Origin of the sequence: Poritiphilus flavus, assembly GCF_009901585.1 — a bacterium.
Taxonomy (GTDB): Bacteria; Bacteroidota; Bacteroidia; order Flavobacteriales; family Flavobacteriaceae; genus Poritiphilus; species Poritiphilus flavus.
On record NZ_WXYO01000002.1, the window covers coordinates 660,008 to 682,639 of the forward strand.

Here is a 22,632-nt window from a genome sequence, read left to right on the forward strand (position 1 = left end):
TTATGGGAGCATTTGTAGGTAAACCAATAAAGAGAAGAGAAGACGCCCGGTTTCTTAAAGGTGCCGGAAAATATACGGACGACCTTAAGCTGCACGGGATGACGCAGTTGGCCTTTGTTCGAAGTCCGTTCGCACATGCTAAGATCCTTTCCGTGGATACTTCCAAGGCCCTTCAAGCGAAAGGCGTGGTAGCGGTCTATACTGCAGCTGACGGCTGTGGGGAGTTTGGGGTGCCATGTGGCTGGCAGGTAGATTTTAAAAATGGGGAGACCATGCGAGAACCCGTTCACCCCTTGCTGGCGAAAGACAAGATCAGGCATGTAGGAGAAGCGGTGGCGGCTGTTGTGGCTGAGACCCTGGAGGAAGCCAGAGACGCTGCAGAACTGGTAGAAGTAGATTACGATCCACTTCCGGCCGTAACAGATCCTGAGAAAGCCATGAGTAAGGACGCGCCTCTTGTACACGATCAGTGGGAAGACAATGCCGCATTCGACTGGTGCATTGGAAATGACAGGGCGGAAGTTGAGGCAGCCCTGGCAGGAGCGCATCATGTGACGGAGATGGAATTCCGAAATCAAAGGCTTGCGCCTAACGCTATAGAACCCAGAAGCTATATTTCGGACTACGATGTAAATGCAGATAAGTGGACCTTATATACCAGCACCCAAAATCCTCACCTCATACGTTTGCTGTTATGCGCCTTTGTTCTTGGGATACCAGAACACAAAGTTCGCGTGGTAAGCCACGATGTTGGAGGAGGTTTTGGAAGTAAGATATATCATTATACGGAAGAGGCCCTGGTAACCTGGATCTCCAGGGAGATCGGAAGGCCGGTCAAATGGACCGCTGATAGAAGTGAGGCCTTCCTTACCGATGCCCATGGCCGCGATCATATGGTAAGGGCAAAAATGGGCTTTGACAAAGAAGGCAAGATCCTGGGCATTCTCAGTGATGAGTATTGCGCCATGGGGGCTTATCTGTCTACCTTTGCTCCTGCGGTACCCACCTATTTGCACGGGACCTTGTTCCAGGGGGTATATACCACCCCGCTTATTCACCTGAACGTTACGGCACCTTTTACGCATACAGTTCCGGTAGACGCCTATAGGGGAGCGGGAAGACCGGAAGCGACCTATTTGCTGGAGCGCATTATCTCCAAAGGAGCACAGGAAATGGGTATAGATGCGGCAGAAATACGTTTCAAAAATTTCATTCCACCCTTCGATGGTGTGAATCAGGAAGGTTATCAGACCCAGGTGGCTTTGCAATACGACAGTGGTAACTACGAAGCTACTTTAAAGCGAGGCCTGGAAATGCTCGGATACGAAGACTTCCGAAAAGAACAGGAGAAAGCCAGGAACAATGGCAATGGTAAACTTCTTGGAGTAGGGATCTCTACCTATATTGAAGGTTGCGGGATAGCACCTTCTGCCGTGGTTGGAGCCCTTGGAGCACGGGCAGGCCTTTACGAGGTAGGGCAGGTTCGTGTACAACCAACAGGAAAAGTTTCCGTATATACCGGGGCGCATTCTCATGGACAGGGGCATGAAACCGTTTTTGCCCAATTTGTTGCCGATGCACTGGGTATTCCAATGGACGATGTGGAAATAGAGCACGGGGATACCGAGCAGGTAGCCTTTGGTATGGGTACTTATGGTTCGCGCAGCCTCGCGGTAGGAGGGAGTGCTATCATCAAGAGTATAGAAAAGATACTGGAAAAAGGTGCAAAAATTGCCGCGCATAAATTAGAAGCCTCTGAAGCCGATCTGGAATATGCGGATGGAAAGTGGACGGTTAAGGGAACGGATAAATCCATTTCGTTTGGAGACGTATCCCTAACGGCCTACGTACCCCATGATTATCCGGAGGGCCTGGAACCTGGGCTGGACTTCTCCAGTTTCTACGATCCTACCAATTTTACCTATCCCTTCGGAACCCATATTGCCGTAGTTGAGGTTGATAAGGAAACAGGAAAGGTGGATCTCAAGCGATTTGTGGCTTGTGATGACGTAGGAAATGTTATGAACCCAATGATTGTGGATGGGCAGATCCACGGTGGTATCGCGCAGGGAGTAGGCCAGGCACTTCTGGAAGAAGTGATCTATGATGATCAGGGACAGATGATAAGCGGGTCTTATATGGACTATGCCTTGCCGCGTGCAGACGATCTGCCTATGATAGAGACGGACAGAACGGTAACACCATGCCCGCATAACCCACTTGGGGTAAAAGGAGCTGGGGAGGCCGGAGCAATAGGCTCAACCCCGGCGGTTGTCAATGCCGTCGTTGATGCCTTATCGCATCTCGGAGTAACCGATATTCAGATGCCACTAACCCCTCAACGCGTTTGGAAAGCAATGCAGAACTAAAACAGAATAAACATGATACCATCAAAATTTGACTATATAAAAGCATCTTCCGTAGATCAGGCCATTGAGCTTCTGGATCAACACGGTTGGGAGGCCAAAATCCTGGCCGGTGGCCATAGCCTGATCCCCGCAATGAAACTGCGATTAAATAATCCGTCCATCCTAATTGACATTTCAGGTATTGGAGAACTGAACAGCATCACGGAACAGGGAGATGAAATTCATATTGGTGCAAACTGCACTCATAAAGCCATTGCAAACTCCGATCTCGTGCAAAAGCACCTGGGTTTGCTGGCCGATGCCGCCAATACTATTGGTGATATTCAGATCCGAAATCGGGGTACACTTGGGGGAAGTTTAGCCCACGCGGACCCATCGGCAGACTACCCGGCAGTGGTACTTGCCTGCGATGCTACCATAGAGGTGCAGGGCAAGAACGGCGTCAGGTCAGTAGCTGCAACGGATTTTTTTCAAGGCACGTTTACCACGGCACTGGAAGGAGATGAGATCATTACTTCTATTCGCTTCCCAAAAGTGAGCCAGGGGAATTATCAAAAATTCTACCAATCCGCTTCCAGGTTTGCAGTGGTCGGGGTGGCTGTTGTTAAAGACGGAAACGACGTAAGGGTAGGGGTCACCGGGGTTTCTGATGCCCCATACCGCGCTACTGCGGTTGAAGAAGCCTATACCGGAAATGCCGATGCCGCGGAACACGCCGTAGATGGAGTAGAGGTTATGAGTGATCACTTTGCCGATTCCGACTATCGAGCACATCTCGCCAGGGTATTCGTCAGGAGGGCTTTAGAGGCTTAAGTATAGCCTTTAAGGACTGAAGAGAGTTCGGTGAGTGAATTGATCTGCTCTGTAGGCTCCATAGCCCAGGGATCAAGAATCGCGGATTCGCTCCGCTTTACCCAAACGGCCTTCATCCCGTAATTAATGGCTCCGAAGACATCAAAAGCGTTGCCGGAAATAAGCCATGAAGTTTCTTTTTCGGAAGTGGCCCGGTGTGCAAAATATTCGTACACCTTAGGATCAGGCTTAAAGGTCTGTACAGATTTGGCGCTAACAACACCCTGGAAGAAGTTATGGATATTGTTGCTTTCCAAAAGAGTAAGCACAGCTTCTTTACTCCCATTGGAAAAAGCGTAAAGCGTATGTCCCTCCTCCTGCAATTCCCGGAGAGCCTTCCCCACATCCTCAAATACAGGCAATTTGGTATAAGCTGCCATCAGTCTGTCTTTTGCCTGTGGGGTTAAATCCTCGTCGAATTTTAGGCAGCAGTATTCCAAAGCTTCCCGGGTACAAACGGAAAAATCCACATAGGATCCCATCAAACCCCTCCTGAAGGAATACTCTAATTGCTTCTGTCGCCAGCTTTCCATGAAAGCAGTGGCAGAAGGGCCGATAAGTTCTGTCAAGGTTTGGAATACCCCGGATGTATCGATCAGGGTTCCGTAAACATCAAAAGCCAGAGTTTGCTTCAAGATATGGGCCAGTTTATGGGTGATTCCCTTAAAATTACGACATATCTATAGAATTTCAAGCGCCATCTGGATATTGGAACGTTCATATGGGGAAGGCTTGCCCGAGATTTTTTGAAAGCCGAGTTTTCGGTACAATGCGATGGCAGGTTCCAATATGGTATTGCTTTCCAGGTAGATCTTTTCAGCTCCCAACTCTCTGGCTTTATCCACAATGGCGTTTCCCAATTTCCATCCAATTCCTTTGCCTTGCATATTTGGGGAAACGCCCATTTTGGCCAATTCGTAATCGTACTCCTTCTCCGGAGTCCTGATCAGGGCACAAACTCCAACAGCTTCATTTTCATAAAGTGCGACCAATATGTGCCCGCCCCGGTCCAGAATATAATCTTTGGGATGATGCAATGACTTATAGTCCATTTCCTCCATTTTAAAATACTGCTGGATCCACTCCTCATTAAGCGTACGAAAGGCCTCACGGTATTTTGCCTCATAAGGAACGATCTTCACCTTATCGGATTCCCGCTTCTTTTGTACGTCCCGGACCCGTTGGTACATGGAACGTTGCTCCAACTGGTACTCAAACTCGGCCATAGCCGTCCAGAGATTGTGGGTGGTTTCCCTAAGAGCTTCAGCGACCGCCTCGTCCACATCTATATATTGATACTGTATTTTTGATTCCAGAAGCTGACCTTTCTTACTAAGTTGAATGATATTCTTTCGGCCGTCATTCTTATCCGGCATTTCGGTAACTATGCCTGCCTTAGACAGTTCCCGGACAATGTTGCAAACCGAAGGATGTGAATGCCCGATCTCCTGGGCTATCTCGGTAATGGACTTCTTTTGACCGTTCGAAAGCACATAAAACACTGGAAACCACTTGGGTTTCAGATTGACGTCGTAAAGAGCATAAATGCGTTCCGCATCGCTTAACAATCGCTCATTTAGCATCCTTAGTCTGCTTCCGAGCGCCATTTTCCCGACCTTGTTATAAAATGATTCCATATTTAATTACGTAAGTGATTACATAAATATATAATTTCTTTTTTTTCTATGCAAATTGGCTGTTTAATTTGATAATATCATTCACTTGTAAAAGAATTTTCGGCAATTGGGATACACATCGTTTTCGGAATAGTTTTTGGGGTGATGCTAATGAAACCATTAATTATAAAAAAATGCGCATTACACTTCTTTATCTAGGCTTGCTCTTTTTGTGGAGCTTTAACGAACAAGGCTCCTTTAAAGAGCAAAGATCCATCCAGGCATACCAACAGCACGATCAGCTATCAGGCAGTCCGGTTTTTAACGGAGCCAGATCCAGGAAAAACCTACTGGCCTATTTCGATTATCTGGTGACCAACGGCCGCCTTATCGCCGGTCAACAGTGTGGTGACGACCCTGGACAGATCAACGATTACTACCAGGAGTACGTCGGTAGACTGGCTGGGAAAACAAACAAATTCGCCGGGCTGATTGGCGCCGATCTGGGTACCTCTGCAGTAGCGGGCTTTTCCCTCAGTACGCTTATAGACCACTGGGAGCAAGGCGGGTTGATCAGCCTGAGCTGGCAGCCACCCAATCCTTTTAGATCAGCTTATGAAAGTCATTGGAACTCCGTTGAAGGGCGGCAAACCATAAACATGAGGGCATTGCTAAGGCATGCCCCTGAAAGCAAGGCGAAATGGATTTATCGAAATGAACTGGACGAGGTGGCCAAAGTGTTGCAGGATCTTCAGCAGGCTGGGGTAGTGGTTATCTGGAGACCCTTTAAGGAAATGAATTCCCATTTCTATTGGTATGGTATTGATGGCTATGATGGTATGCAGTCCAATGAAGCGGATTTCACGGCCCTTTGGCAGGATATGTACAATACCTTTCGCTATGACTACAGTCTGGATAATCTACTCTGGACCTACTCAGCTAGCCCGGATTACGGATGGAATGCCGGTGTTACCTCGTATTATCCCGGTTCGGACTATGTGGATCTGGTTGGAATAAACTACTATGGCCCCAAGCCAGACTTTCCAAACTACGACAAACTTAAAGGATTGGGAAAAACAGTAGTAATGACGGAAACCGGTCCGTCTGAAGCCGCGGCCGGCTATTGGGATGAGCTTGAACTCATCCGTCAGCTAAGTGGTAAGGTCGCCTATTTTCTTCAATGGCATAGTTGGAATGGTGTTAAAGTGGCCATCAAGGACAATCGGAAGGCAAATTATATGATGAACAGTAGTAAAGTTGTAACCCGGGACGAACTAAAGACAGAAACTATCAATAGCTATGAATAGACTATTGATATTTGCTATATTTAAGGGACCATGCTTCATCCGAAGACCAAAAGAATTGCGAAGCAGATCCTGCCATTTCCCATAATTTGGGTCTTGTTCGCGTTTGCCTATTTGCTGGTGGAAGCTGGTATCATGGGCGATTTGAATATTTATCCTGCCACACAGAATCAATACGATTTTAAAGGTAATCTGGCAGTCACTATCTTCGGCTGCCTTTTTTTCGGTGTTATTCAAGGTGCATTGGAAGTACTTTGGCTTAGAAAACGATTTGAGAATAAGGCGCTCTGGGTCAAGGTGTTACTAAAGTCTTTCTTCTATGCAGGATTCATATTTCTCTTCCTGATTGTTTTGTCAACTGCCAACAGCCTGGTAAACTCTAACGATGGGGACTGGAACGAAGCAATTCAGTCATCCGTAAGGTTTCTGAATAAGTTTGCCTTTTGGAGCGTCATGTTTTATATCGCTTTTACAATTGTTATTGCCTTATTTTTCTCGGAGATAAGTCAATACCTGGGGGATGGGGTCTTTTATAATTTTATTTCAGGCAAATACCATCGCCCGCAGAAGGAGACGCGGATATTCATGTTTCTGGATATGAAATCGTCCACAACCATTGCCGAACAGATAGGGCACGAAAAGTACTTTGACCTTCTGAGTGCTTACTATGGGGACATGACCAGCGCTATTCTACAAACTTCCGGAGAGATCTACCAGTATGTGGGGGATGAGATCGTAGTCTCCTGGCCTGAAAAGACCGGCTTGTTCAGGAACAATTGCATCGAGTGTTTCTATTTGATCACCCGGGCATTTCAGAAGAAAGCAGATCTTTACCAAAGGCAATTCGGACTCCGGCCTAACTTCAAAGCGGGTTGCCATATCGGGCAGGTGACCACGGGCGAGATCGGGATTATCAAAAAAGATATCATCTATACCGGAGATGTACTGAATACGGCTGCCAGGATACAGGCGGAATGCAATACCTATAATGCCCAGCTCCTGCTTTCCGAATTACTGCTCAGCAAATTGACGCTTGAAGATGATATTCAGTTCGCAAAGATCGGAGACCTCTTCCTTAGAGGAAAAAAAGAATCAGTGCTCCTTTACAGCCTGACATTCAATAGGTAGTTAATAGGCTCAATCCAGATTTAGCCAGGTATTTTCTATGAGTTTTTTTGTAGCGATTATGCCATCTGCTTCACTGAGTTCTTCACCTTCATATTCTATACCGATATATCCTTCAAAACCAGAATCCTTGACCAGTTTTAGCAGTTTCTTATAATCCAGAAGAGATTCGTTTCCACTAGCGTCAAAATCATAGGATTTCGCACTCACTCCCTTGGCGAAGGGCAAAAAGTCTGCAACTCCCTGGTAGTGATCATATACTTCTGTGCAGCTATTTCCCTTGGTGCTTCCCCATTCCGCGTTCAGGCACCAATTGCCGAAATCCGGAAGCGTTCCCAAATACGGATTGTTTACTTCTTCAATAATCCCCACCATATATTTCCCGTCTGAAGTGTGGAGGCCATGATTTTCGATGAGCACATGGATGTCTTGCTCGGCGCCGTATGCAGCTAGTTGCCCCAGTCCGTCTACCAATGCCGTTCTTAATTCTGCCTTGCTTCCCTTACCAAATGCATTTACCCTGATGGAATGACAACCCAGAATTTTTGCGGCATGTATCCACTTGTAATGATTTTCAACCGCATTTTTCCGAGCCTTGGACTTGGGATCTCCCAGGTTTCCCTCACCGTCAACCATGATGAGCAAACTTTGAACGTCATGATCTTCCGCGGCCTGTTTCATCTGGCCCCAGAATTTTTGACTGTTTGCCTGAGACACATAGAATTGGTTTACGTATTCAATCGCGCCTATGCCGAATTCGTTTCGGGTAACGGCCGCAAAATCCGCCGCCTTGATGGAACCATTTTGCAGGGCTCTGTGCAGGGACCACTGCGCCAGTGATATTTTAGGGTTCTTCATAGTTTCAATCAAACCGGTATTGGTCGCGTTTAAAGTTAAAGGATTGAGGCTTATTGCCGCGGCTCCTAATGCGGCATTGGCTAAAAATTCTCTTCGTGTTTTCATTGTTAAGAAGTGCGTTCTGAAACCGGGTTATCCCTATTTTTTCCAAGAATTTCAACAATCCAATAGATCAACTGTCCAATACCGCTTACAAATACAAACAGCAATATCCAGACAACCAGTAGGCTGCTATCTGCCAGGTTTTGGTTTTGTACAGCATGAATAATATAGAAAATCAAACTTCCCAGGGAAATGAGCACGGTAAGCAAGACCAGTAGCATAAAGACCCCGATATTCCCCAAAACGAAAAAGGCAGGGTCGCTTCCGGATTGTTCAATCTCTGGCATATTGGTTACTACACTAAAGATAAAGAAGGCATACCCGATCAGGGTTATAACCAACATCGCCAGGGGGGCAATAGCAAAGAATGCTTGCCAGAACTTACTGTTTAGCATGGCTAATAGGGTTGTTTCTATAAAGTTAAGAATTTTTTGGGCGCTTATTCCTTATACTTTTCAAACCAGGCCAATACACCGGCAATTTTAGCCACCAGGTTGCTTGGTTGATTGGCTATACCATGCGAGGCACCCGGGATCCTTACCATGGCAGATTCCACTTTTTCCAGTTTGAGGGCCGCGTAAAACTGTTCTGATTCGGCAATGGGTGTCCTAAAATCTTCCTCACCTGTAAGAAGCATTGTAGGGGTTTCAATATTTCCAACATAGGAGATCGGAGAACGTTTGAGGTAATTCGATGGATCCTCCCAGGGTTTGTTTGGAAACCAGTATTTGTGAAAAAAACTGGGCCCATCCGCATATAACACAAAACTATACCAGTTTATCACAGGCTTTGCCACAACCGCTGCTTTAAAACGGTTAGTCTTACCAACGATCCATGCGGTAAGTACACCGCCACCGCTTCCCCCTGTCACATACAGTCGATTTTCGTCTACAAATCCCTTTTCGAGCACAGCATCCACCCCGGACATCAGGTCCTCATAGTCATGATTAGGGTAATCGTGATGGATCAGGTTCCCGAATTCTTCTCCGTAACTGGTGCTTCCTCTGGGATTGGTATATAGCACAACATATCCGGCCGCTGCATAAAGCTGGATTTCCGCTGAAAACACAGAACCGTAACTGGCAAACGGCCCCCCATGGATTTCCAGGATAAGCGGATACTTTTTGTTGGGATCAAAATCCGGCGGAGTAACCATCCAGCCCTGGATCTCCCGCTGATCAAAGGAGGATTTCCAGCTCAGTTCGCTTACCTTCCCCAGTTTGCGATACGAAAACAGATCCTGGTTTAGCCGCGTAAGTCGCTTTTGTGTTTTGTTATTCCGGACAGCCAGGTCTGCGGGATGATCCGTTGCGCCCAGTGTAAATGCCAGGGCTCCATCCCTTGATACGGAATAAGAAGCTGCATTGTAAGGTCTTCCTAGCGAAAGCCCGCCAAGATTTCCGGCCAGGTTAGTGACCTTGCCTCCCCGGGTTACGTAGCCTATCTTGGTTTCACCTCTATCGTCAAACCTGAAGTACAAACCCTTTCCGTCGCCAGCCCATTTCGGACTTTCAATATCCCGGTCCAGGGTGGTGGATACTTCCGCTGAGCCGCTGCCGTCCGTATTCATCAGATAGAGTTTAGTGAGCTGATATCCCTGGTATCTATCGTCGAAACCCGTGTAAGCGATGGTCTTTCCGTCAGGAGAAAGTACCGGGCCAAAATCCGGTCCCTTCCTGGACGTGAGTGCCTTGATCCCGCCGTCGGACAGCCTGAGTTCGTAAATTTCACTGTTGCGTGGCTCAAACTCGTGATCTTCGTTGAGGTTTGCCGTGAAATACAGTTTCTGATCGTCTCGAGACCAAATGGGCGCTCCGTGATCGTGATCTGAATGCGTTAGCTGCCTTGGGCTTCCGCCGTCCGTCGATAAAACAAACAGTTGTTCATTACCGTTTTTGAGGTAACCCTGACCATCTCCGCGATAGTCCATTTTCTCGATATATATAGGAGGTTTATTCCATTTGGCTCCCTCTGGTTTGGGAGGTAGTTTGATGATGGATCCCGATTTTTTGGGAACGAACATGGAAAAGGCCAGGTATTTATCGTCGTAAGACCAGCTTACCGAGCCGGGGCTTTGAGGCATATTGAGCAGTGCCACGGTTTCCCGGGTATCCATCCACATCATGAATAATTTCATTTTCCGATCCTGCATATTGGACTTAAAAACGATCTTCTTGCCGTCGTGGGACCATTTTGGAGCAAAGTCATTCTGATTCCCACTGGTCAGGGGTCTGTTCTGGCTGCCGTCGAAGTTTACGATCCAGAGATTAGACAGGTTCTTGTCCGTCATTACATCTTTAAAATTCCGCACATAAATGACCTGTTTTCCATCTGGTGATATCTGCGGATCCGAAACGTATTCCATATTAAAGATATCGAGCAGTTCCAGCTTGGTTTTCTGAGACCATAATTGCGAACCGGCAAGGAGGACTAGAAGTGGTAAATAATAGGGTTTGAGCGTCTTCATAATGTTGAATTTAGTCATGTTTTAAAGATAGGCAATTCGGCCTTCTGAGCTTGCCTGAAAAAAGCAAAACCCGGAATTTCTTCCGGGTATTACTCTTTTGGTTAGGTTATGGAGTTTCTTAAGCTCCTGAAATACAAGGATTCAATTTTCCGCGACGGCAGTAACGGATCCATCAGTCCCGCTCAGATCTGCCCTGAACATCCACAATTCCTGACGGTCTCCGTCGGTTGTAGCTTCAATCTCTTTTAGAAATTCAGCAAAAGTCCCTTCTCCGTGAACTTCTTCATACCACTGCGGGAATTTATTGTCGCGCCCCATCCAGGCTGATTTGTCAAAAAAGTCTACCCATACGTAATCCTGTCCGTTATTATTGGCCAACTCGTTAAAATAAGAGCCCCAGGTACGATCCGGATCCTTTGCTTTGAAGACCTTTTGTACCTTGTCCATCAGGGCTACGAATTCCATTGCCTTAAAGCGCTTGATATCCATCATAAAGATGGACAGGTTTTTAAGGGTAAAATCCTTGGAAAAATTAGAGTGTGCAGGATCACCTTTCCAATAGGTTGTTTCCATTTCCGGTAATGCGTGAGCAGCGACGTTGGTATTCCAATCTGCGGTGTGTGCCGCATCCGGATTACCGGCGGCATCCATGGCTTCCCAGGCTGTAGGTCCCATACTCCATATGTATTTCCCGGAGTTTTCACCGCTGGCTACCCAAAATACGTTGACCTGGTTAGGCCCTTCGGCATGGTATTTTTTGTTATGTGCTGCAACACCAGCCTCAAACTCGGCGATCTTTTCGGGATTGGGAGTCATCATAACATTCATAAACAGCGGGGCCGGGGGCCGGCTCTCCTGTGCCAGTATCAGGGCGGGTATCAGCAATAAGGTAAATAGTAAATTCTTCATTTTCGTAGTGTTTGTTATTTTTTTGATTAGTTGGCAGGCGCATAAGCCATGTCTGGCCTCATCTGTCCTTCAAAGGCCTCATACTTCTCCAGGGTAGCCTGGAAGCTGCTATAAAGATCCAGCCATTCTTCTCCCATCATTTCATTATTAGCGGCCACTTTAGCAGCGTAGTCGGCGGCATCTTTAGCAGCAACTGCCACCATAAAGAACTCTCCCCTGGTGCCAAATCCACTTCGGTATACCCTATAGTCCAGTTTGGATCCCTTGTCCTCGAACATTTTTTTAATGGCCACAACTTTTTCTTTTACGGCCGCTCTGTTGCCTGGGGTATAATGGAAGTAATGGAATTTTCGATAATCCTGACCTTCCGGAGTCTGGGTGATCCCTCCAGGCATGTAAGAGAGTTCCGGCTCCAGATGAATAATGTAATTTTGTTCGATGTCGTAGCATTTGTCCATGCGATCGAACAGCGCACCCATTTTTTCAGGACCCATCTTTTCCGCCAGGGTCGCAAAAACAGGCTTGTCCAGTTGAGCCATGTTCTCTATTGGCCCTACCCAGAGGTAGCGGTTGTCTACAGTGTTGGTAACTATAGTGTTCACTTCAGGAATATTGTGTGTTTTCATATTGTCCACAAGTTCCTTGCATACACTTTCGTATTCTGCAGTCATTGAAGGTTTTACAACATCTTCGTGAACCCAGAAAGCCTGAGAGGAGCTTTTTTCCTGGGCCTTTAGGGCGTTAGGTAAAAGCAATAGTGCCCCTACCACAAGTAGTGAAATTTTAGTTTGTCTCATAATCTATGAAGTTGGTTAATACTCAGCTCTTATGATCGGAACAGAGGAGTCAGGCAGATACTCTCAGGAAGGTTCCGACCATTAATAGGGCAGTCTAAGTTTTACAACAGGGGGATTCGTAGGAATGTAAAAATCCATTGAATATACGCATAAATATCTAATTTTCAGAAAATTAAGAGAATAAATTTTGGAAATAAATTCTGTATTTTAGTAGTGAATTAGCCTACAATGCTAAGGTAGCTTCTGCTTGTCTTTCATGGCTTTGGCCACTGCCCTGGACTGTTCCGGTCCTTTCTCTAGATGTCTGATAATCTCCGGATGATCCTGCTCCCGACCTTGGGAAAGTTTATAAGCAGCCTGTATTTCTTCTATAATAATATTGAAGCCAACTACCCCTCTTATCTGCCGCATGGTCTTTGGAGATAATCTGTCTACCGATATGGGGTTATCTGAATTTCTCTCATATTTATCCACAAGCTTTTTCAGAGATTCCAGAACGGCCTCCTGGTCTAAAATCCGAAGTGTCCCGTAAATATGAACCGCGATATAATTCCAGGTGGGTACTTCTTCCTGCTGGTACCAGGAAGAGGAAACATAAGTATGCGGGCCGTTGAAGATACACAATAGCCGTTCTTCTTCTTTGAAGCTTCTCCATTGTGGATTTGCCTTGGCAATGTGGCCGACCAGGACATCGCGCCCTTCCTCGTCGGTATCCAGTTCAAGTGGGATATGCGTAGCCCAAGGCCTGCCGTCAACCGTATTGACAAGAATTCCAAAAGCATTCTGCTTAAGAAAATCCCGTACTTCATCCAGGTTCTTATTTTCGTATTTCGGTGGAATGTACATTGATGCTGTTCTATTTTAATTATTCACCACAAGTGTGAATGATCCTCTAAATTCCCTACGCAGCCCGGAAATTACAATCCATCTCCCAAATTCCACAATTCAGTAGCTGTTTTTTTCGGTTTCCCGACCACTGTTTCAAATTTGCGCTGTAAAACCACTAAAATATTACTGATGAAAAAATTGATTTTGATCGCCGTCTTAAGTTTTGCAACTGTAGGTATGGCCCAGGACAAGTACAGCAAGGGAATGCAAAAGGCATTTCAACTTTGGAAGTCTGAAAAGCCCCAGGAGGCAGCTAATCTTTTTGAACGGATTGCCATGGCAGAAATGGATAATTGGTTACCTTACTATTACGTAGCTCAGGTAAACACTATCATTTCTTTCGGTGAAACGGACAAGGAAAAACTGACCCAACAACTGAACAAGGCACAGGAATTTATCGATCTGGCAAAGGCCATCTCACCAGATAATGCGGAGATCCTGATCCAGCAGGCTATGATCAATACCGCCTGGATAGCCTTTGACGGCGCCACCTATGGTATGACGTTATCCGGACAAAATGTAGCCCTTTATGCAAAGGCAGCCGAAATAGCTCCGGAAAACCCCAGGGTTGTATTTTCCAAGGCAGAATGGGACATGGGTTCCGCAAGGTATTTCGGTAAAGACACCACGCCTTATTGTAAGGATGTTGAGCGCTCCTTGGAACTTTTTGCTAACTTTAAACCAGAAACTGATTTTCATCCCAACTGGGGAAAAGACAGGGCGGAGATGATCCTTAAAGGCTGTAAAGAACTCTAGGATTCTAAAAACCATTTCAAGTGAAAACCGTAAGATTCATTACAAAATCATTTTCCATAGGCCTATTAATAGGCCTTATTTTGAATGTACTATTTACAGGTTTTGAATACCTCTCCGGACAGGCAGTTGTGTTTGATCAGACTTTCTGGAAAGAGTTTGGGTATACCATATTATTCGCTATTGGCCTTACGCTGATCAACGAATCATTTTTCACATATATCCACAAAAAGGTAGTTTGGAAGAAATATGCCAGGTATCGACTCCTGGTAGGCGCCCTAGGTGGTGTAGGCCTCACCATGATGGGTATTTTTTGGTTGCGTATGCTCATTTTTATGGGCTTTGAAGGCTATGACTGGGATACTTTTATAGCGAATGAAAGGGCCATTTACTATGTTATTGCTCTACTTATTACGGTAGTCATATCCGTAATTTTTCACGCGGTATATTTTTACCGTTCCTTACAGGACAAAAAAGTAAAAGAACAAAAGATCATAGCCGGAACAGCCTCGGCGAAGTTCGATGCTTTAAAAAACCAGCTGGATCCGCATTTCCTTTTCAACAGCCTCAATGTGCTTACCAGCCTCATAGACGAAGACCCGGACCAGGCGCAAAAATTCACGACCTCCTTATCCAAGGTTTACCGCTATGTATTGGAGCAAAAGAACAAAGACCTGGTAAGTGTGGACGAAGAATTGCAATTCGCCAGGACCTACGTACGGCTGCTTAAAATGAGGTTTGAAGACAGTATTGTATTTGAGATCCCGGACCAGTGTAGCAATCCTGAGGCCAAGATAGTTCCCTTATCACTGCAGTTACTTCTGGAGAACGCGGTGAAACACAATGTAGTGACAACGGCCAGACCGCTTCATATTAAGGTCAGTGAACACGATGGTATGCTTAGGGTAAGCAATAATCTTCAGGAGAAGCAAGTAGTCAAGAAAAGTAGCGGGGTAGGCCTGCAGAACATCCAACAACGCTACAGCATCCTCACAGACCGGAGAGTGACGATAAATAAGAACGGCACGGACTTCAGTGTAGATCTTCCTATGCTTACCAGGAGGATATCAACCATGGAAACACAGAAAACTTATATCCGGGACAAGCGCTATCAGAAAGCAAAAGAAAAAGTGGAGGCGATAAAAGGTTTTTATGGGAATGTTACTGCCTATTGTATTGTAATCCCCTTTCTTATCTGGCTCAACCTACGGACCACTAGTTTCCCGTGGGTAATATTCCCTATGCTGGGCTGGGGCTTTGGCTTGCTTATGCACGGGATGGAAGCCTATGGTTACAATCCCCTGCTCGGTAAACGATGGGAGGAGAAGAAGATCAAGGAACTGATGGAAAAGGACGATTTTTAATCTCCTTTTTCGCATTACAATTCATCCCTTAAAAATCACAATTCGGGAATTCACTTTTTTAAAACCACCGCGTAATTTGGAAATTTGACATGTATTAATAACCTAGACAAAACGACAAAAAATATCATGGAAAATTTCAGATCGGATGACAAATATTTAAGAGCAAAGGAAAGGGTAGAGGCTATCAAAGGCTTTTACTGCAACCTCACTGCCTATTGCATTATTATTCCGCTTCTTATAATGCTTAACTTATGGACTACCAGTTTCCCCTGGGTCTTATTCCCAATCGTAGGATGGGGCTTTGGACTGGTGATGCACGGTATAGAAGCTTACAATGCCAATCCACTTTGGGGAAAGCGCTGGGAGAATAAGAAGATCAAAGAACTCATGGAAAAAGAGGACTTCTGAATTCGAGACAAACCGAAAATAAATAACAAGATAACAATACTACAATACCATGGAAGACCTGAACAAACAGAATAAATATCTAAGAGCAAAAGAACGCGTAGACGAGCTAAAGAAATTCTACGCCAACCTCACAGCCTATGTCCTGGTGATCTCACTGCTGGCGGCCATAAACTACTGGACCAACGATTGGAGATATATGTGGTTCCTATGGGCCGCATTTGGATGGGGAATCGGACTGTTTTTTCACGCGATAAACACCTTTAACCTTAACCCTTTCTTTAACAAGGATTGGGAAGAACGAAAGATCAAGGAGTTTATGGAAAAAGATGAGCAAAAAGGAAGATGGGAGTAAACCAGATCACTAACAACTACATCGTTATGGAAAATTATGACCAAGATAAACTGAGACGCGCCCGCAGAAGGGTAGATGAACTCAAAGGTTTCTATATCCACTTTGTAATATATCTGGCGGTAAACGCCTTTATCATGGTGAATATATTTATCCGCTCCCTGGAGGATGGAGAGAGCTTCTGGAGGTTCGGAACCTTTGCTACCGCGTTCTTCTGGGGGATAGGTGTTGCATTTCACGCCTCCAAGGTCTTTAATTTAAACCCATTCCTTGGAAAAAAGTGGGAAGAGCGGCAGATCCAGAAATATATCGATAAGGATAAGGAAGAAGCTGAGAAATACCAGTAAGCAAGCGATCATGGAACAGAATCAATCAGACAGCTATTTAAGGGCTAAAAAGAAAGTAGACAGGATCAAGGGGTTCTATAGACACCTGGGTATTTATATTGTGATAAACCTTGTATTGTTGGGTCTTAAGGTGTATTTTTTCAAAATAGTTCCGAACGATAATTTTTCGGAAAGTTTTGTGTATTGGCTTGATTGGAATATCATTTCCACTCCAATTATCTGGGGAGTCGCGATCATCATTCACGGCCTTGTGGCATTTCAGCACGCCTTCACCTTCATCGATAGATGGGAAGACCGGAAGATCCGCAAATTTATGGATGAAGACCAAAACGAGATCTAAATAAATCAACAAGAAGAGAAGAAACAGACTGCAGATTGCCATGAACGTATTGATCATAGAAGACGAAAAACCCGCGGCCCGAAGACTGGCCAGATTGTTAGCAGACCTGGGCGTAGAAGTTGCACATATGTTACACTCGGTAGAAGAATCGGTAGATTGGTTCCAGCGTAACGAACATCCGGATCTGATCTTTCTCGATATTCAGCTTTCAGACGGCTTGTCTTTTGAGATCTTCGATATCATCGAGGTGAACAGTTCCATCATCTTCACCACTGCCTATGATGAATATGCGCTTCAGGCCTTCAAATTAAACAGTATAGACTATCTGTTGAAGCCTATAGACGATGAGGAGCTGGAATCTGCGGTAAAAAAGTACAAAAGTCTCAATAATTCGGATCAGAAGATCGCCCTGGATTTTGAGGACATCAAAAAGCTATTGGTAAATCCACTGGAGCGGGAATATAAAAAAAGATTCACCGCGAGGGTAGGGCAGCATCTAAAGATCATCAATGCGGAAGAGATCGAGTGTTTTTACAGCGAGAACAAGGGTACTTATGCAGCGACTTCGGATGGAAGAAACTATTTGTTGGATACCACCCTGGAAAACCTGGAGGCTGATTTGGCACCTGAAGTATTCTTCCGTGTGAGCCGGAAATTTTATGTCAACGTAAACCACATCAAAGACATAGTCGCCTATACCAATTCCCGACTTCAAATCAAGTTAAATCGCTTTAATGAGCAGGAAATCATTGTAAGCCGTGAACGCGTAAGGGATTTCAAGTTATGGTTGGAATAAATTAATTTAAAATATTGACTTTTAAATTTTTAAGTATCACCATAGATTTTTCTTATACACGGTTTTAGCGGCAATTTAGCCGCTTTTTTCTACCCTGTTGTCATCAAAAGATGAAGGCAGCAGCTTGGGGATCAGTTTTATAAATATCGGTAAGAGTACAGCTCCTCCGGGAAGCATAAAGATGGCCAGTGAAGGAATGCTTTTAAAAATATCCAGCAGCTGGTTTTGCACTTTTTTCTTTTCCTCTGTACTGAGTTCCCTCAAGGTAGATTGTGTGAGTAAAGCCACAAGTTCTTTGCTTTCGGACAACTCCTTTTGTAGCCTCTTGCTGTTTCTTAAGATCAGTTTTCGAACGGCCTTAGACATGCTGTTGTAAAACTGCATGGCCATATTGGTATCTCTAAGAAAGGGGATGTTGGCCGAGTTCGTATCAAAGAAAACGGTGATCTCGTGGAGTGCGGCTTCAATCTGTACTTCTTCAAAGCCCAGATCTTTTCCAATGCCATAGATGAATTCAGACTCCTGGTAATCCAGGGTCTTATCCTCCCAGACTGTAAGGCAGGCCACGTCCAGAAAATACTGATTCTCCATAACCGCGGTATGTTGAACAAGTTCTTCCCTGTAACTGCCGTCGAAGTTTTGTTTTTCACTATCTATAAAGGTCAGTGAAGATTCCAGCAGCTGTAGCAGTTTTTCGTCGTTTTTGTTGGGTTCTTTTGAACTCAGGGCATGATATGAGATGTTAATGGTGAGGTATTCCATGGTTTGGGCGTAGGCCCTGATATTCCCATCGTTAGTGAGATAATGCTTAAAGGTGAGTACATCTATAAATAACAGGGAATTGGTGATACTGCTGTTAAAGGCCTTACTGATCACATTGTCTTCAAGGTACACCCTGGAATTAATTAGCTTTTCGAGTTGAGAAGAGGTTTTGCTCCCTGTGACGATCTTGTGAAAGAAGGACATCTGGTTGACTGCCAGGTCCCGGTAGAATTGAAAAATACTCTTGAGAAATGTTCTAAAATCAGTGTCTTTCTGTTCCAGCCTAAAAGTAAAATACAGGGCTGCCAGCAAATTGATCTTCGCCTTTTCGTCTTCTGATAATGTGTGCTCGGTAGTTATGAAACCTGGTATCCCAAGGTTTATCCCATAGACAAAGCCCGTTTCCTTGAACCCCATATAAAGATGCTCAAAGTCCTGGTAAACGTCCTGGTGCGCCTTTACCAGATGCCCGAACTTGTCTATCCATCCTGAGGCCGAAGGGTTCATGAGATTGATTTTAAGCTCTAAAAATAAAATAAATTATGGGACCTCAGGCCCGCGTCAGCTGGATTTACCCAGCCCTGATTTTTTCTTAAGAATATTTTAACATTTAAAACCAAACCCCCCGGAATGGCCCTTCGTAGGTAGGGGTGTTTTAACCTAAAAATATATACAATGAAAAAGACAAGACTTATTACGGGAATCGGGGTTTTGGTAGCAGCCGGGGCCTTCCTGATCTCAGCGGATCACATTGATGCGCCTTCATCCATGGGTACAACCGCGGACATTGCGGACTTCTACGCCTTTGAGCCTACAGAGGGTTCAGATCTTACCACTTTTGTGGTTGACCTGCAATCCAACGTATTGCCAGATCTGGCCTATGGCACTTTTGACGAAGACATACTGACTGAGATCAATATCGATCTGGATGGGGACCTGGTAGAGGATAAGGTCATACAGGCCATACCCAGAAACGGAAGAATGTACTACTTCTATGGAGATCCGGGACAAACAGGACTTTCAAGCTCCATTCTGGAAAACAATCCCCTTGGCGATGTGGAGATCTCATCTAGTTCGGCGGTAATAGAAACCACTTCCGATGGAGTGAGAATATTTGCGGGGCCAAGGCAGGATCCGTTCTTTTTTGATTTTTTCCAGTTCAATGCGGTAATCGGGGGTATGGCCCCTGAAGGATTTAAAACTCCGGATGAGGCGGAAGACACTTTTGACGGGGCCAATACGCTATCCATTGTGGTTGAAATGCCCAATGCCATGTTAGGTACACCCACTGGTACAAATGCCCTGGGGCTTACCGTCTATAAGGCCTGGGTTACTACGAACAGGAAACAGTAGTCGGCAGCCCTCCTTCGCTAAAGCTACGGAGGATGAATCCAGTGGGCAGTGGGCGGTTTGCAGTTGGCAGTTGGAAGTCGAGAACTATTTATGGCAGTGAACAGTAAACAGTAAACAGCGAACAGTGAACAGTTCTCCATCTATTTATCTAGCTGTCTAACCATCTAACTGTCCAACCGTCTAAATGTCTAACCATCTAACCGTCTAACAATCTAACAATCCGACATCCTTAAACTTAATCTTACACTTAAACTTTATCAATAAATAATTATTAACAATTCTAATTCCTTTAAAATGAAATTCAATAAAATATTATTCAGTTTTTTAATCTTATTAACTGTGATAAGCCTCAGTAGCTGCAGTGATGACGACAACGATTTGGAGCCGGTTGCCATGAGCAGCTGTTCTGATGGCATTATGAACGGAGACGAGACCGGCGTGGATTGCGGAGGTTCCTGCGACCCTTGTAACGACGGGGATGGTATGATGAATGAAGATCCTGACTTTTCAGGGACTTTCGTACAACAAGATCATATGGGCAGACCGGGAATCAATACGGTACTAAGTTTTGATATGGATGGCATGCCAAGTGTAAAGGATGCACATAACAATACCATTCCTTCGGAAATGACCGCGGCATTTCAGGCGGGTTTTGAAGCCCGGTTGGAACAGTATCACGATGTATATGCCAACCTGCTCGGGCTGGATCCTGCAACTGTGAATTATGAAAACAACATCCTAGGACTGGATGCGGCCACCCTAACCGGATACCTGGCTGCCGATGTACTGGAAATATCCCCGGACCTGCCTACAACTTATTTTGATCCCGGAACGGATGCAGATATGGATGGAAGGCTTTTGGTACCCGATGGGGACGAGGTAGCCCTGACCGGACGTACACCTCAGGACGACATCATTGACGTTTCTTTGATCTTGTTGTTTGGCGGTGCTGAGGGAACTCGTTTTAGCGGCCAGGATCTGGACGACGACGGCATGGCAGACCTGCCAAGGCTAACTTCGGATGGGGTAGGGCTTACAGCGACCATCTCAACAGACTTTCCCTACCTGGGCTCACCCGAATAACAAAATGCTGTGAAAAAGAAAGAGGGAGGGAAGCCTTAGCGTTTAACTCCCTCTACTTTAAAAGATTAAAACAAACTCAAAATTCAGAAAAAATGAGAACATCTTTGTTGCTTATACTACTTATAACGGCTCTGTCCTGCAAACAGGAAAAGCAGCTAGCCATGGTTACCCAGGGTGCAGTCTATGAGAAATACCTTGAAACTGCGAAACCCGGAACGGATTCTAAACATTTCAGACTTTGGAATGACAAAATAAAACCGGATAGCATGCAACTCACAAGCCTGGGAATTGCTGCTTCCTATTACGGCTCTTATTTTCAGAATACGGGGGATATTAGCTTTCTAAAGCAGTCTGAACAAGCCTTGAAAAAAGCGGTTTCTATAGCAGCCGTAGGTAAGGCCGGTTACGAACGAAGCCTCGCGAGAACTTATATATCTCAGCACAATTTTCCGGAAGCGTTAAGATTAGCGGAATTAGCATATAAGCGAGGCAGTGGTCTTTCACAATCCAGAAATTTACTTTTTGATGTACATATGGAACTTGGAAATTACGAACTGGCCGAGGAGTATCTGGACAGTATTAAGGATATGTCCAGCTTTGATTATCTGATCAGACTATCCAAATGGAATGATCATCTCGGAGATCTTGATTCTGCGATCAGGTTCATGGAGTTAGCTACAAAAAGGGCGGAGACAGCCAGGAACAGGGACCTGATGATATGGTCTTATACCAACCTCGCGGATTTCTATGGTCATGCCGGCAGGATCGCGGATGCGTACGCCCACTATCTTAAGGCACTGAAGATAGATCCGCAAAATGCATATGCCAAAAAGGGAATTGCATGGATCGTATTTTCCTACGAGAAACGGCCTGAAGAGGCTTTGCGGATCCTCGAGAGGGTGGAACAAAACTTCAATTCCCCGGATATTCATCTGTTAAAGGCTGAAATCTATGAATATCAAAATAATGAGTATGCCAGGTCTAAAGCCTTAAAGGTATACAAGGAGCTGGCCAGTCAACCGGAATATGGAATCATGTACCATAAATCCAACATCCTTTTCCGTCTGTATGAAGAAAACGACACTGAAGGTGCGCTAAAGCTGGCGAGGGAAGAAGTGGAGAACAGACCGACCCCGGAAACTTACAGCCTGTTAGCCTATACTGAATTTAAAAGGGGGAATCTGGATATTGCCTTACAGATCGCGGATGAGCATGTAAACGGAAAAACCGGTGAACCTGAAGTGTTGCTTCAGCTGGCGGAAATTTATAAAGCCGCTGGCCGGACAGCGATCGTTAGTGATTTAAGAGATGAACTTCTTAGTGCGATATTTGAATTAGGCCCTTTGTCGGAGGCGAAAATACGGCAATTGTGATCTGTTTTTGAGTGATTGGAGTTTGTTGATGAGGTGCACCACGATCTTATTGTGGTGCATTTCACCGATCAGGGCAAGCGGGCCGGAAGGGCTCGGAGCTCACTTCCCCCTTTCGCCGGCAATTTCAGTAATGCAGTTCATCGATTTTTTGCAGTTCTGTTAACTTTTTTTAGGAAACTCTAGATGAAATGCTTAAATTTCTCGTTCAATTGCATAGAAAGTCTCTGAAATACCCGGTGTATAACAGAAAAATTTATAAAAATTGTTTCCAAATCATTAACCTATAAAAGCCCCCAGCGTTATGGAATACTTCCTCTTCTTTATCTGGATTACGATTATGTTGAGTTTGTTCTTTAGGGTCGTGGCTGCCCATAAAGCTTTGCAAAATGCCTTGAAGAAAAGGCAGTTTAAATGATA

Annotated in this window: 23 protein-coding genes; 14 read left to right on the forward strand and 9 right to left on the reverse strand. The window is 45.1% G+C overall.

The window, feature by feature from the left end:
• The first annotated feature begins 2 nt into the window (after positions 1-2).
• Positions 3-2,369, forward strand: a complete 2,367-nt coding sequence (locus GTQ38_RS06195; RefSeq protein WP_161434604.1) for a xanthine dehydrogenase family protein molybdopterin-binding subunit — start codon at positions 3-5, stop codon at positions 2,367-2,369.
• A gap of 12 nt (positions 2,370-2,381) precedes the next feature.
• Positions 2,382-3,182, forward strand: a complete 801-nt coding sequence (locus GTQ38_RS06200; RefSeq protein ID WP_161434605.1) for an FAD binding domain-containing protein — start codon at positions 2,382-2,384, stop codon at positions 3,180-3,182.
• On the opposite strand, the gene GTQ38_RS06205 is transcribed toward GTQ38_RS06200, so the two are convergent.
• Both GTQ38_RS06205 and GTQ38_RS06210 read right to left on the reverse strand, forming a co-directional pair.
• Positions 3,179-3,856, reverse strand: a complete 678-nt coding sequence (locus GTQ38_RS06205) for a haloacid dehalogenase type II (protein ID WP_161434606.1) — start codon at positions 3,854-3,856, stop codon at positions 3,179-3,181. The two genes, GTQ38_RS06200 and GTQ38_RS06205, sit on opposite strands and share 4 nt — an antisense overlap.
• A 45-nt stretch (positions 3,857-3,901) precedes the next feature.
• The gene (locus GTQ38_RS06210; protein ID WP_161434607.1) at positions 3,902-4,858 is read right to left on the reverse strand and encodes a bifunctional helix-turn-helix transcriptional regulator/GNAT family N-acetyltransferase; all 957 of its coding nucleotides are present in this window, start codon (positions 4,856-4,858) and stop codon (positions 3,902-3,904) included.
• 173 nt (positions 4,859-5,031) lie between these two features.
• On the opposite strand from GTQ38_RS06210, the gene GTQ38_RS06215 reads away from it, so the two are divergent.
• Positions 5,032-6,144, forward strand: coding sequence for a glycoside hydrolase family 26 protein (locus tag GTQ38_RS06215; RefSeq protein ID WP_161434608.1), 1,113 nt, complete (start codon positions 5,032-5,034; stop codon positions 6,142-6,144).
• A 30-nt stretch (positions 6,145-6,174) separates the two neighbouring features.
• Positions 6,175-7,269, forward strand: a complete 1,095-nt coding sequence (locus tag GTQ38_RS06220) for an adenylate/guanylate cyclase domain-containing protein (RefSeq protein WP_161434609.1) — start codon at positions 6,175-6,177, stop codon at positions 7,267-7,269.
• 9 nt (positions 7,270-7,278) lie between these two features.
• Here GTQ38_RS06220 and GTQ38_RS06225 read toward each other — a convergent pair whose 3' ends face one another.
• The 6 genes from GTQ38_RS06225 to GTQ38_RS06250 form a co-directional block, all read right to left on the reverse strand.
• A complete protein-coding gene (locus GTQ38_RS06225; RefSeq protein WP_161434610.1) occupies positions 7,279-8,229 on the reverse strand; it encodes a sugar phosphate isomerase/epimerase family protein in 951 nt (316 codons plus the stop codon).
• A 2-nt stretch (positions 8,230-8,231) separates the two neighbouring features.
• Positions 8,232-8,621: a hypothetical protein gene (locus GTQ38_RS06230; RefSeq protein WP_161434611.1), complete on the reverse strand. Its 390-nt coding sequence runs from the start codon at positions 8,619-8,621 to the stop codon at positions 8,232-8,234.
• Between the two features lie 44 nt (positions 8,622-8,665).
• Positions 8,666-10,693, reverse strand: coding sequence for a S9 family peptidase (locus GTQ38_RS06235; RefSeq protein ID WP_161434612.1), 2,028 nt, complete (start codon positions 10,691-10,693; stop codon positions 8,666-8,668).
• A 141-nt stretch (positions 10,694-10,834) separates the two neighbouring features.
• On the reverse strand, positions 10,835-11,602 hold the full coding sequence (locus GTQ38_RS06240) for a hypothetical protein (protein ID WP_238857812.1): 768 nt from the start codon (positions 11,600-11,602) through the stop codon (positions 10,835-10,837).
• A gap of 26 nt (positions 11,603-11,628) precedes the next feature.
• Positions 11,629-12,399 (reverse strand): hypothetical protein, encoded by a 771-nt coding sequence (locus GTQ38_RS06245; RefSeq protein ID WP_161434613.1) that lies wholly within the window; start codon positions 12,397-12,399, stop codon positions 11,629-11,631.
• Positions 12,400-12,630: 231 nt separating this feature from the next.
• Positions 12,631-13,245 carry an FMN-binding negative transcriptional regulator gene (locus GTQ38_RS06250; protein ID WP_161434614.1) on the reverse strand — a complete coding sequence of 205 codons (615 nt, stop codon included), beginning with the start codon at positions 13,243-13,245 and terminating at the stop codon, positions 12,631-12,633.
• 171 nt (positions 13,246-13,416) lie between these two features.
• Between GTQ38_RS06250 and GTQ38_RS06255 the strand changes: the two genes are divergently transcribed.
• The 7 genes from GTQ38_RS06255 to GTQ38_RS06285 all read left to right on the forward strand — a co-directional run bounded on the left by GTQ38_RS06255 (position 13,417) and on the right by GTQ38_RS06285 (position 17,644).
• Complete coding sequence (locus GTQ38_RS06255) at positions 13,417-14,043, forward strand: hypothetical protein (RefSeq protein ID WP_161434615.1); 627 nt, start codon at positions 13,417-13,419, stop codon at positions 14,041-14,043.
• A gap of 20 nt (positions 14,044-14,063) precedes the next feature.
• The gene (locus GTQ38_RS06260; RefSeq protein WP_317169045.1) at positions 14,064-15,404 is read left to right on the forward strand and encodes a 2TM domain-containing protein; all 1,341 of its coding nucleotides are present in this window, start codon (positions 14,064-14,066) and stop codon (positions 15,402-15,404) included.
• A 126-nt stretch (positions 15,405-15,530) separates the two neighbouring features.
• Positions 15,531-15,812 (forward strand): 2TM domain-containing protein, encoded by a 282-nt coding sequence (locus GTQ38_RS06265; RefSeq protein ID WP_161434616.1) that lies wholly within the window; start codon positions 15,531-15,533, stop codon positions 15,810-15,812.
• Between the two features lie 49 nt (positions 15,813-15,861).
• Positions 15,862-16,164, forward strand: coding sequence for a 2TM domain-containing protein (locus tag GTQ38_RS06270; protein ID WP_161434617.1), 303 nt, complete (start codon positions 15,862-15,864; stop codon positions 16,162-16,164).
• Positions 16,155-16,508, forward strand: coding sequence for a 2TM domain-containing protein (locus GTQ38_RS06275; protein WP_238857813.1), 354 nt, complete (start codon positions 16,155-16,157; stop codon positions 16,506-16,508). The genes GTQ38_RS06270 and GTQ38_RS06275 overlap by 10 nt, the downstream gene beginning before the upstream one ends.
• 10 nt (positions 16,509-16,518) lie before the next feature.
• Complete coding sequence (locus tag GTQ38_RS06280) at positions 16,519-16,848, forward strand: 2TM domain-containing protein (RefSeq protein WP_161434618.1); 330 nt, start codon at positions 16,519-16,521, stop codon at positions 16,846-16,848.
• A gap of 40 nt (positions 16,849-16,888) precedes the next feature.
• Positions 16,889-17,644, forward strand: coding sequence for a LytR/AlgR family response regulator transcription factor (locus tag GTQ38_RS06285; protein ID WP_161434619.1), 756 nt, complete (start codon positions 16,889-16,891; stop codon positions 17,642-17,644).
• 75 nt (positions 17,645-17,719) lie between these two features.
• On the opposite strand, the gene GTQ38_RS06290 is transcribed toward GTQ38_RS06285, so the two are convergent.
• A complete protein-coding gene (locus GTQ38_RS06290) occupies positions 17,720-18,913 on the reverse strand; it encodes an LETM1-related biofilm-associated protein (RefSeq protein WP_161434620.1) in 1,194 nt (397 codons plus the stop codon).
• A 168-nt stretch (positions 18,914-19,081) separates the two neighbouring features.
• Between GTQ38_RS06290 and GTQ38_RS06295 the strand changes: the two genes are divergently transcribed.
• The 3 genes from GTQ38_RS06295 (at position 19,082) to GTQ38_RS06305 (ending at position 22,215) form a co-directional block, all read left to right on the forward strand.
• Entirely contained in the window at positions 19,082-19,759 is a 678-nt protein-coding gene (locus GTQ38_RS06295) for a DUF4331 family protein (protein WP_161434621.1), read from the forward strand.
• 294 nt (positions 19,760-20,053) lie between these two features.
• Positions 20,054-20,842 carry a DUF4331 domain-containing protein gene (locus GTQ38_RS06300; RefSeq protein ID WP_238857814.1) on the forward strand — a complete coding sequence of 263 codons (789 nt, stop codon included), beginning with the start codon at positions 20,054-20,056 and terminating at the stop codon, positions 20,840-20,842.
• Between the two features lie 92 nt (positions 20,843-20,934).
• Positions 20,935-22,215: a tetratricopeptide repeat protein gene (locus GTQ38_RS06305; protein WP_161434622.1), complete on the forward strand. Its 1,281-nt coding sequence runs from the start codon at positions 20,935-20,937 to the stop codon at positions 22,213-22,215.
• Positions 22,216-22,632: the final 417 nt, after the last annotated feature.

What these genes read in the sequence shown, in the direction of transcription:
- GTQ38_RS06210 (WP_161434607.1), bottom strand. Translation starts at nt 4,858, where the DNA reads ATGGAATCATTTTATAACAAGGTCGGGAAAATGGCGCTCGGAAGCAGA.
- GTQ38_RS06215 (WP_161434608.1), top strand. Translation starts at nt 5,032, where the DNA reads ATGCGCATTACACTTCTTTATCTAGGCTTGCTCTTTTTGTGGAGCTTT.
- GTQ38_RS06295 (WP_161434621.1), top strand. Translation starts at nt 19,082, where the DNA reads ATGAAAAAGACAAGACTTATTACGGGAATCGGGGTTTTGGTAGCAGCC.
- GTQ38_RS06220 (WP_161434609.1), top strand. Translation starts at nt 6,175, where the DNA reads ATGCTTCATCCGAAGACCAAAAGAATTGCGAAGCAGATCCTGCCATTT.
- GTQ38_RS06250 (WP_161434614.1), bottom strand. Translation starts at nt 13,245, where the DNA reads ATGTACATTCCACCGAAATACGAAAATAAGAACCTGGATGAAGTACGG.
- GTQ38_RS06280 (WP_161434618.1), top strand. Translation starts at nt 16,519, where the DNA reads ATGGAACAGAATCAATCAGACAGCTATTTAAGGGCTAAAAAGAAAGTA.
- GTQ38_RS06290 (WP_161434620.1), bottom strand. Translation starts at nt 18,913, where the DNA reads ATGAACCCTTCGGCCTCAGGATGGATAGACAAGTTCGGGCATCTGGTA.
- GTQ38_RS06255 (WP_161434615.1), top strand. Translation starts at nt 13,417, where the DNA reads ATGAAAAAATTGATTTTGATCGCCGTCTTAAGTTTTGCAACTGTAGGT.
- GTQ38_RS06245 (WP_161434613.1), bottom strand. Translation starts at nt 12,399, where the DNA reads ATGAGACAAACTAAAATTTCACTACTTGTGGTAGGGGCACTATTGCTT.
- GTQ38_RS06230 (WP_161434611.1), bottom strand. Translation starts at nt 8,621, where the DNA reads ATGCTAAACAGTAAGTTCTGGCAAGCATTCTTTGCTATTGCCCCCCTG.
- GTQ38_RS06235 (WP_161434612.1), bottom strand. Translation starts at nt 10,693, where the DNA reads ATGAAGACGCTCAAACCCTATTATTTACCACTTCTAGTCCTCCTTGCC.
- GTQ38_RS06240 (WP_238857812.1), bottom strand. Translation starts at nt 11,602, where the DNA reads ATGAAGAATTTACTATTTACCTTATTGCTGATACCCGCCCTGATACTG.
- GTQ38_RS06265 (WP_161434616.1), top strand. Translation starts at nt 15,531, where the DNA reads ATGGAAAATTTCAGATCGGATGACAAATATTTAAGAGCAAAGGAAAGG.
- GTQ38_RS06195 (WP_161434604.1), top strand. Translation starts at nt 3, where the DNA reads ATGGGAGCATTTGTAGGTAAACCAATAAAGAGAAGAGAAGACGCCCGG.
- GTQ38_RS06225 (WP_161434610.1), bottom strand. Translation starts at nt 8,229, where the DNA reads ATGAAAACACGAAGAGAATTTTTAGCCAATGCCGCATTAGGAGCCGCG.
- GTQ38_RS06300 (WP_238857814.1), top strand. Translation starts at nt 20,054, where the DNA reads ATGAAATTCAATAAAATATTATTCAGTTTTTTAATCTTATTAACTGTG.
- GTQ38_RS06275 (WP_238857813.1), top strand. Translation starts at nt 16,155, where the DNA reads ATGGGAGTAAACCAGATCACTAACAACTACATCGTTATGGAAAATTAT.
- GTQ38_RS06270 (WP_161434617.1), top strand. Translation starts at nt 15,862, where the DNA reads ATGGAAGACCTGAACAAACAGAATAAATATCTAAGAGCAAAAGAACGC.
- GTQ38_RS06200 (WP_161434605.1), top strand. Translation starts at nt 2,382, where the DNA reads ATGATACCATCAAAATTTGACTATATAAAAGCATCTTCCGTAGATCAG.
- GTQ38_RS06305 (WP_161434622.1), top strand. Translation starts at nt 20,935, where the DNA reads ATGAGAACATCTTTGTTGCTTATACTACTTATAACGGCTCTGTCCTGC.
- GTQ38_RS06285 (WP_161434619.1), top strand. Translation starts at nt 16,889, where the DNA reads ATGAACGTATTGATCATAGAAGACGAAAAACCCGCGGCCCGAAGACTG.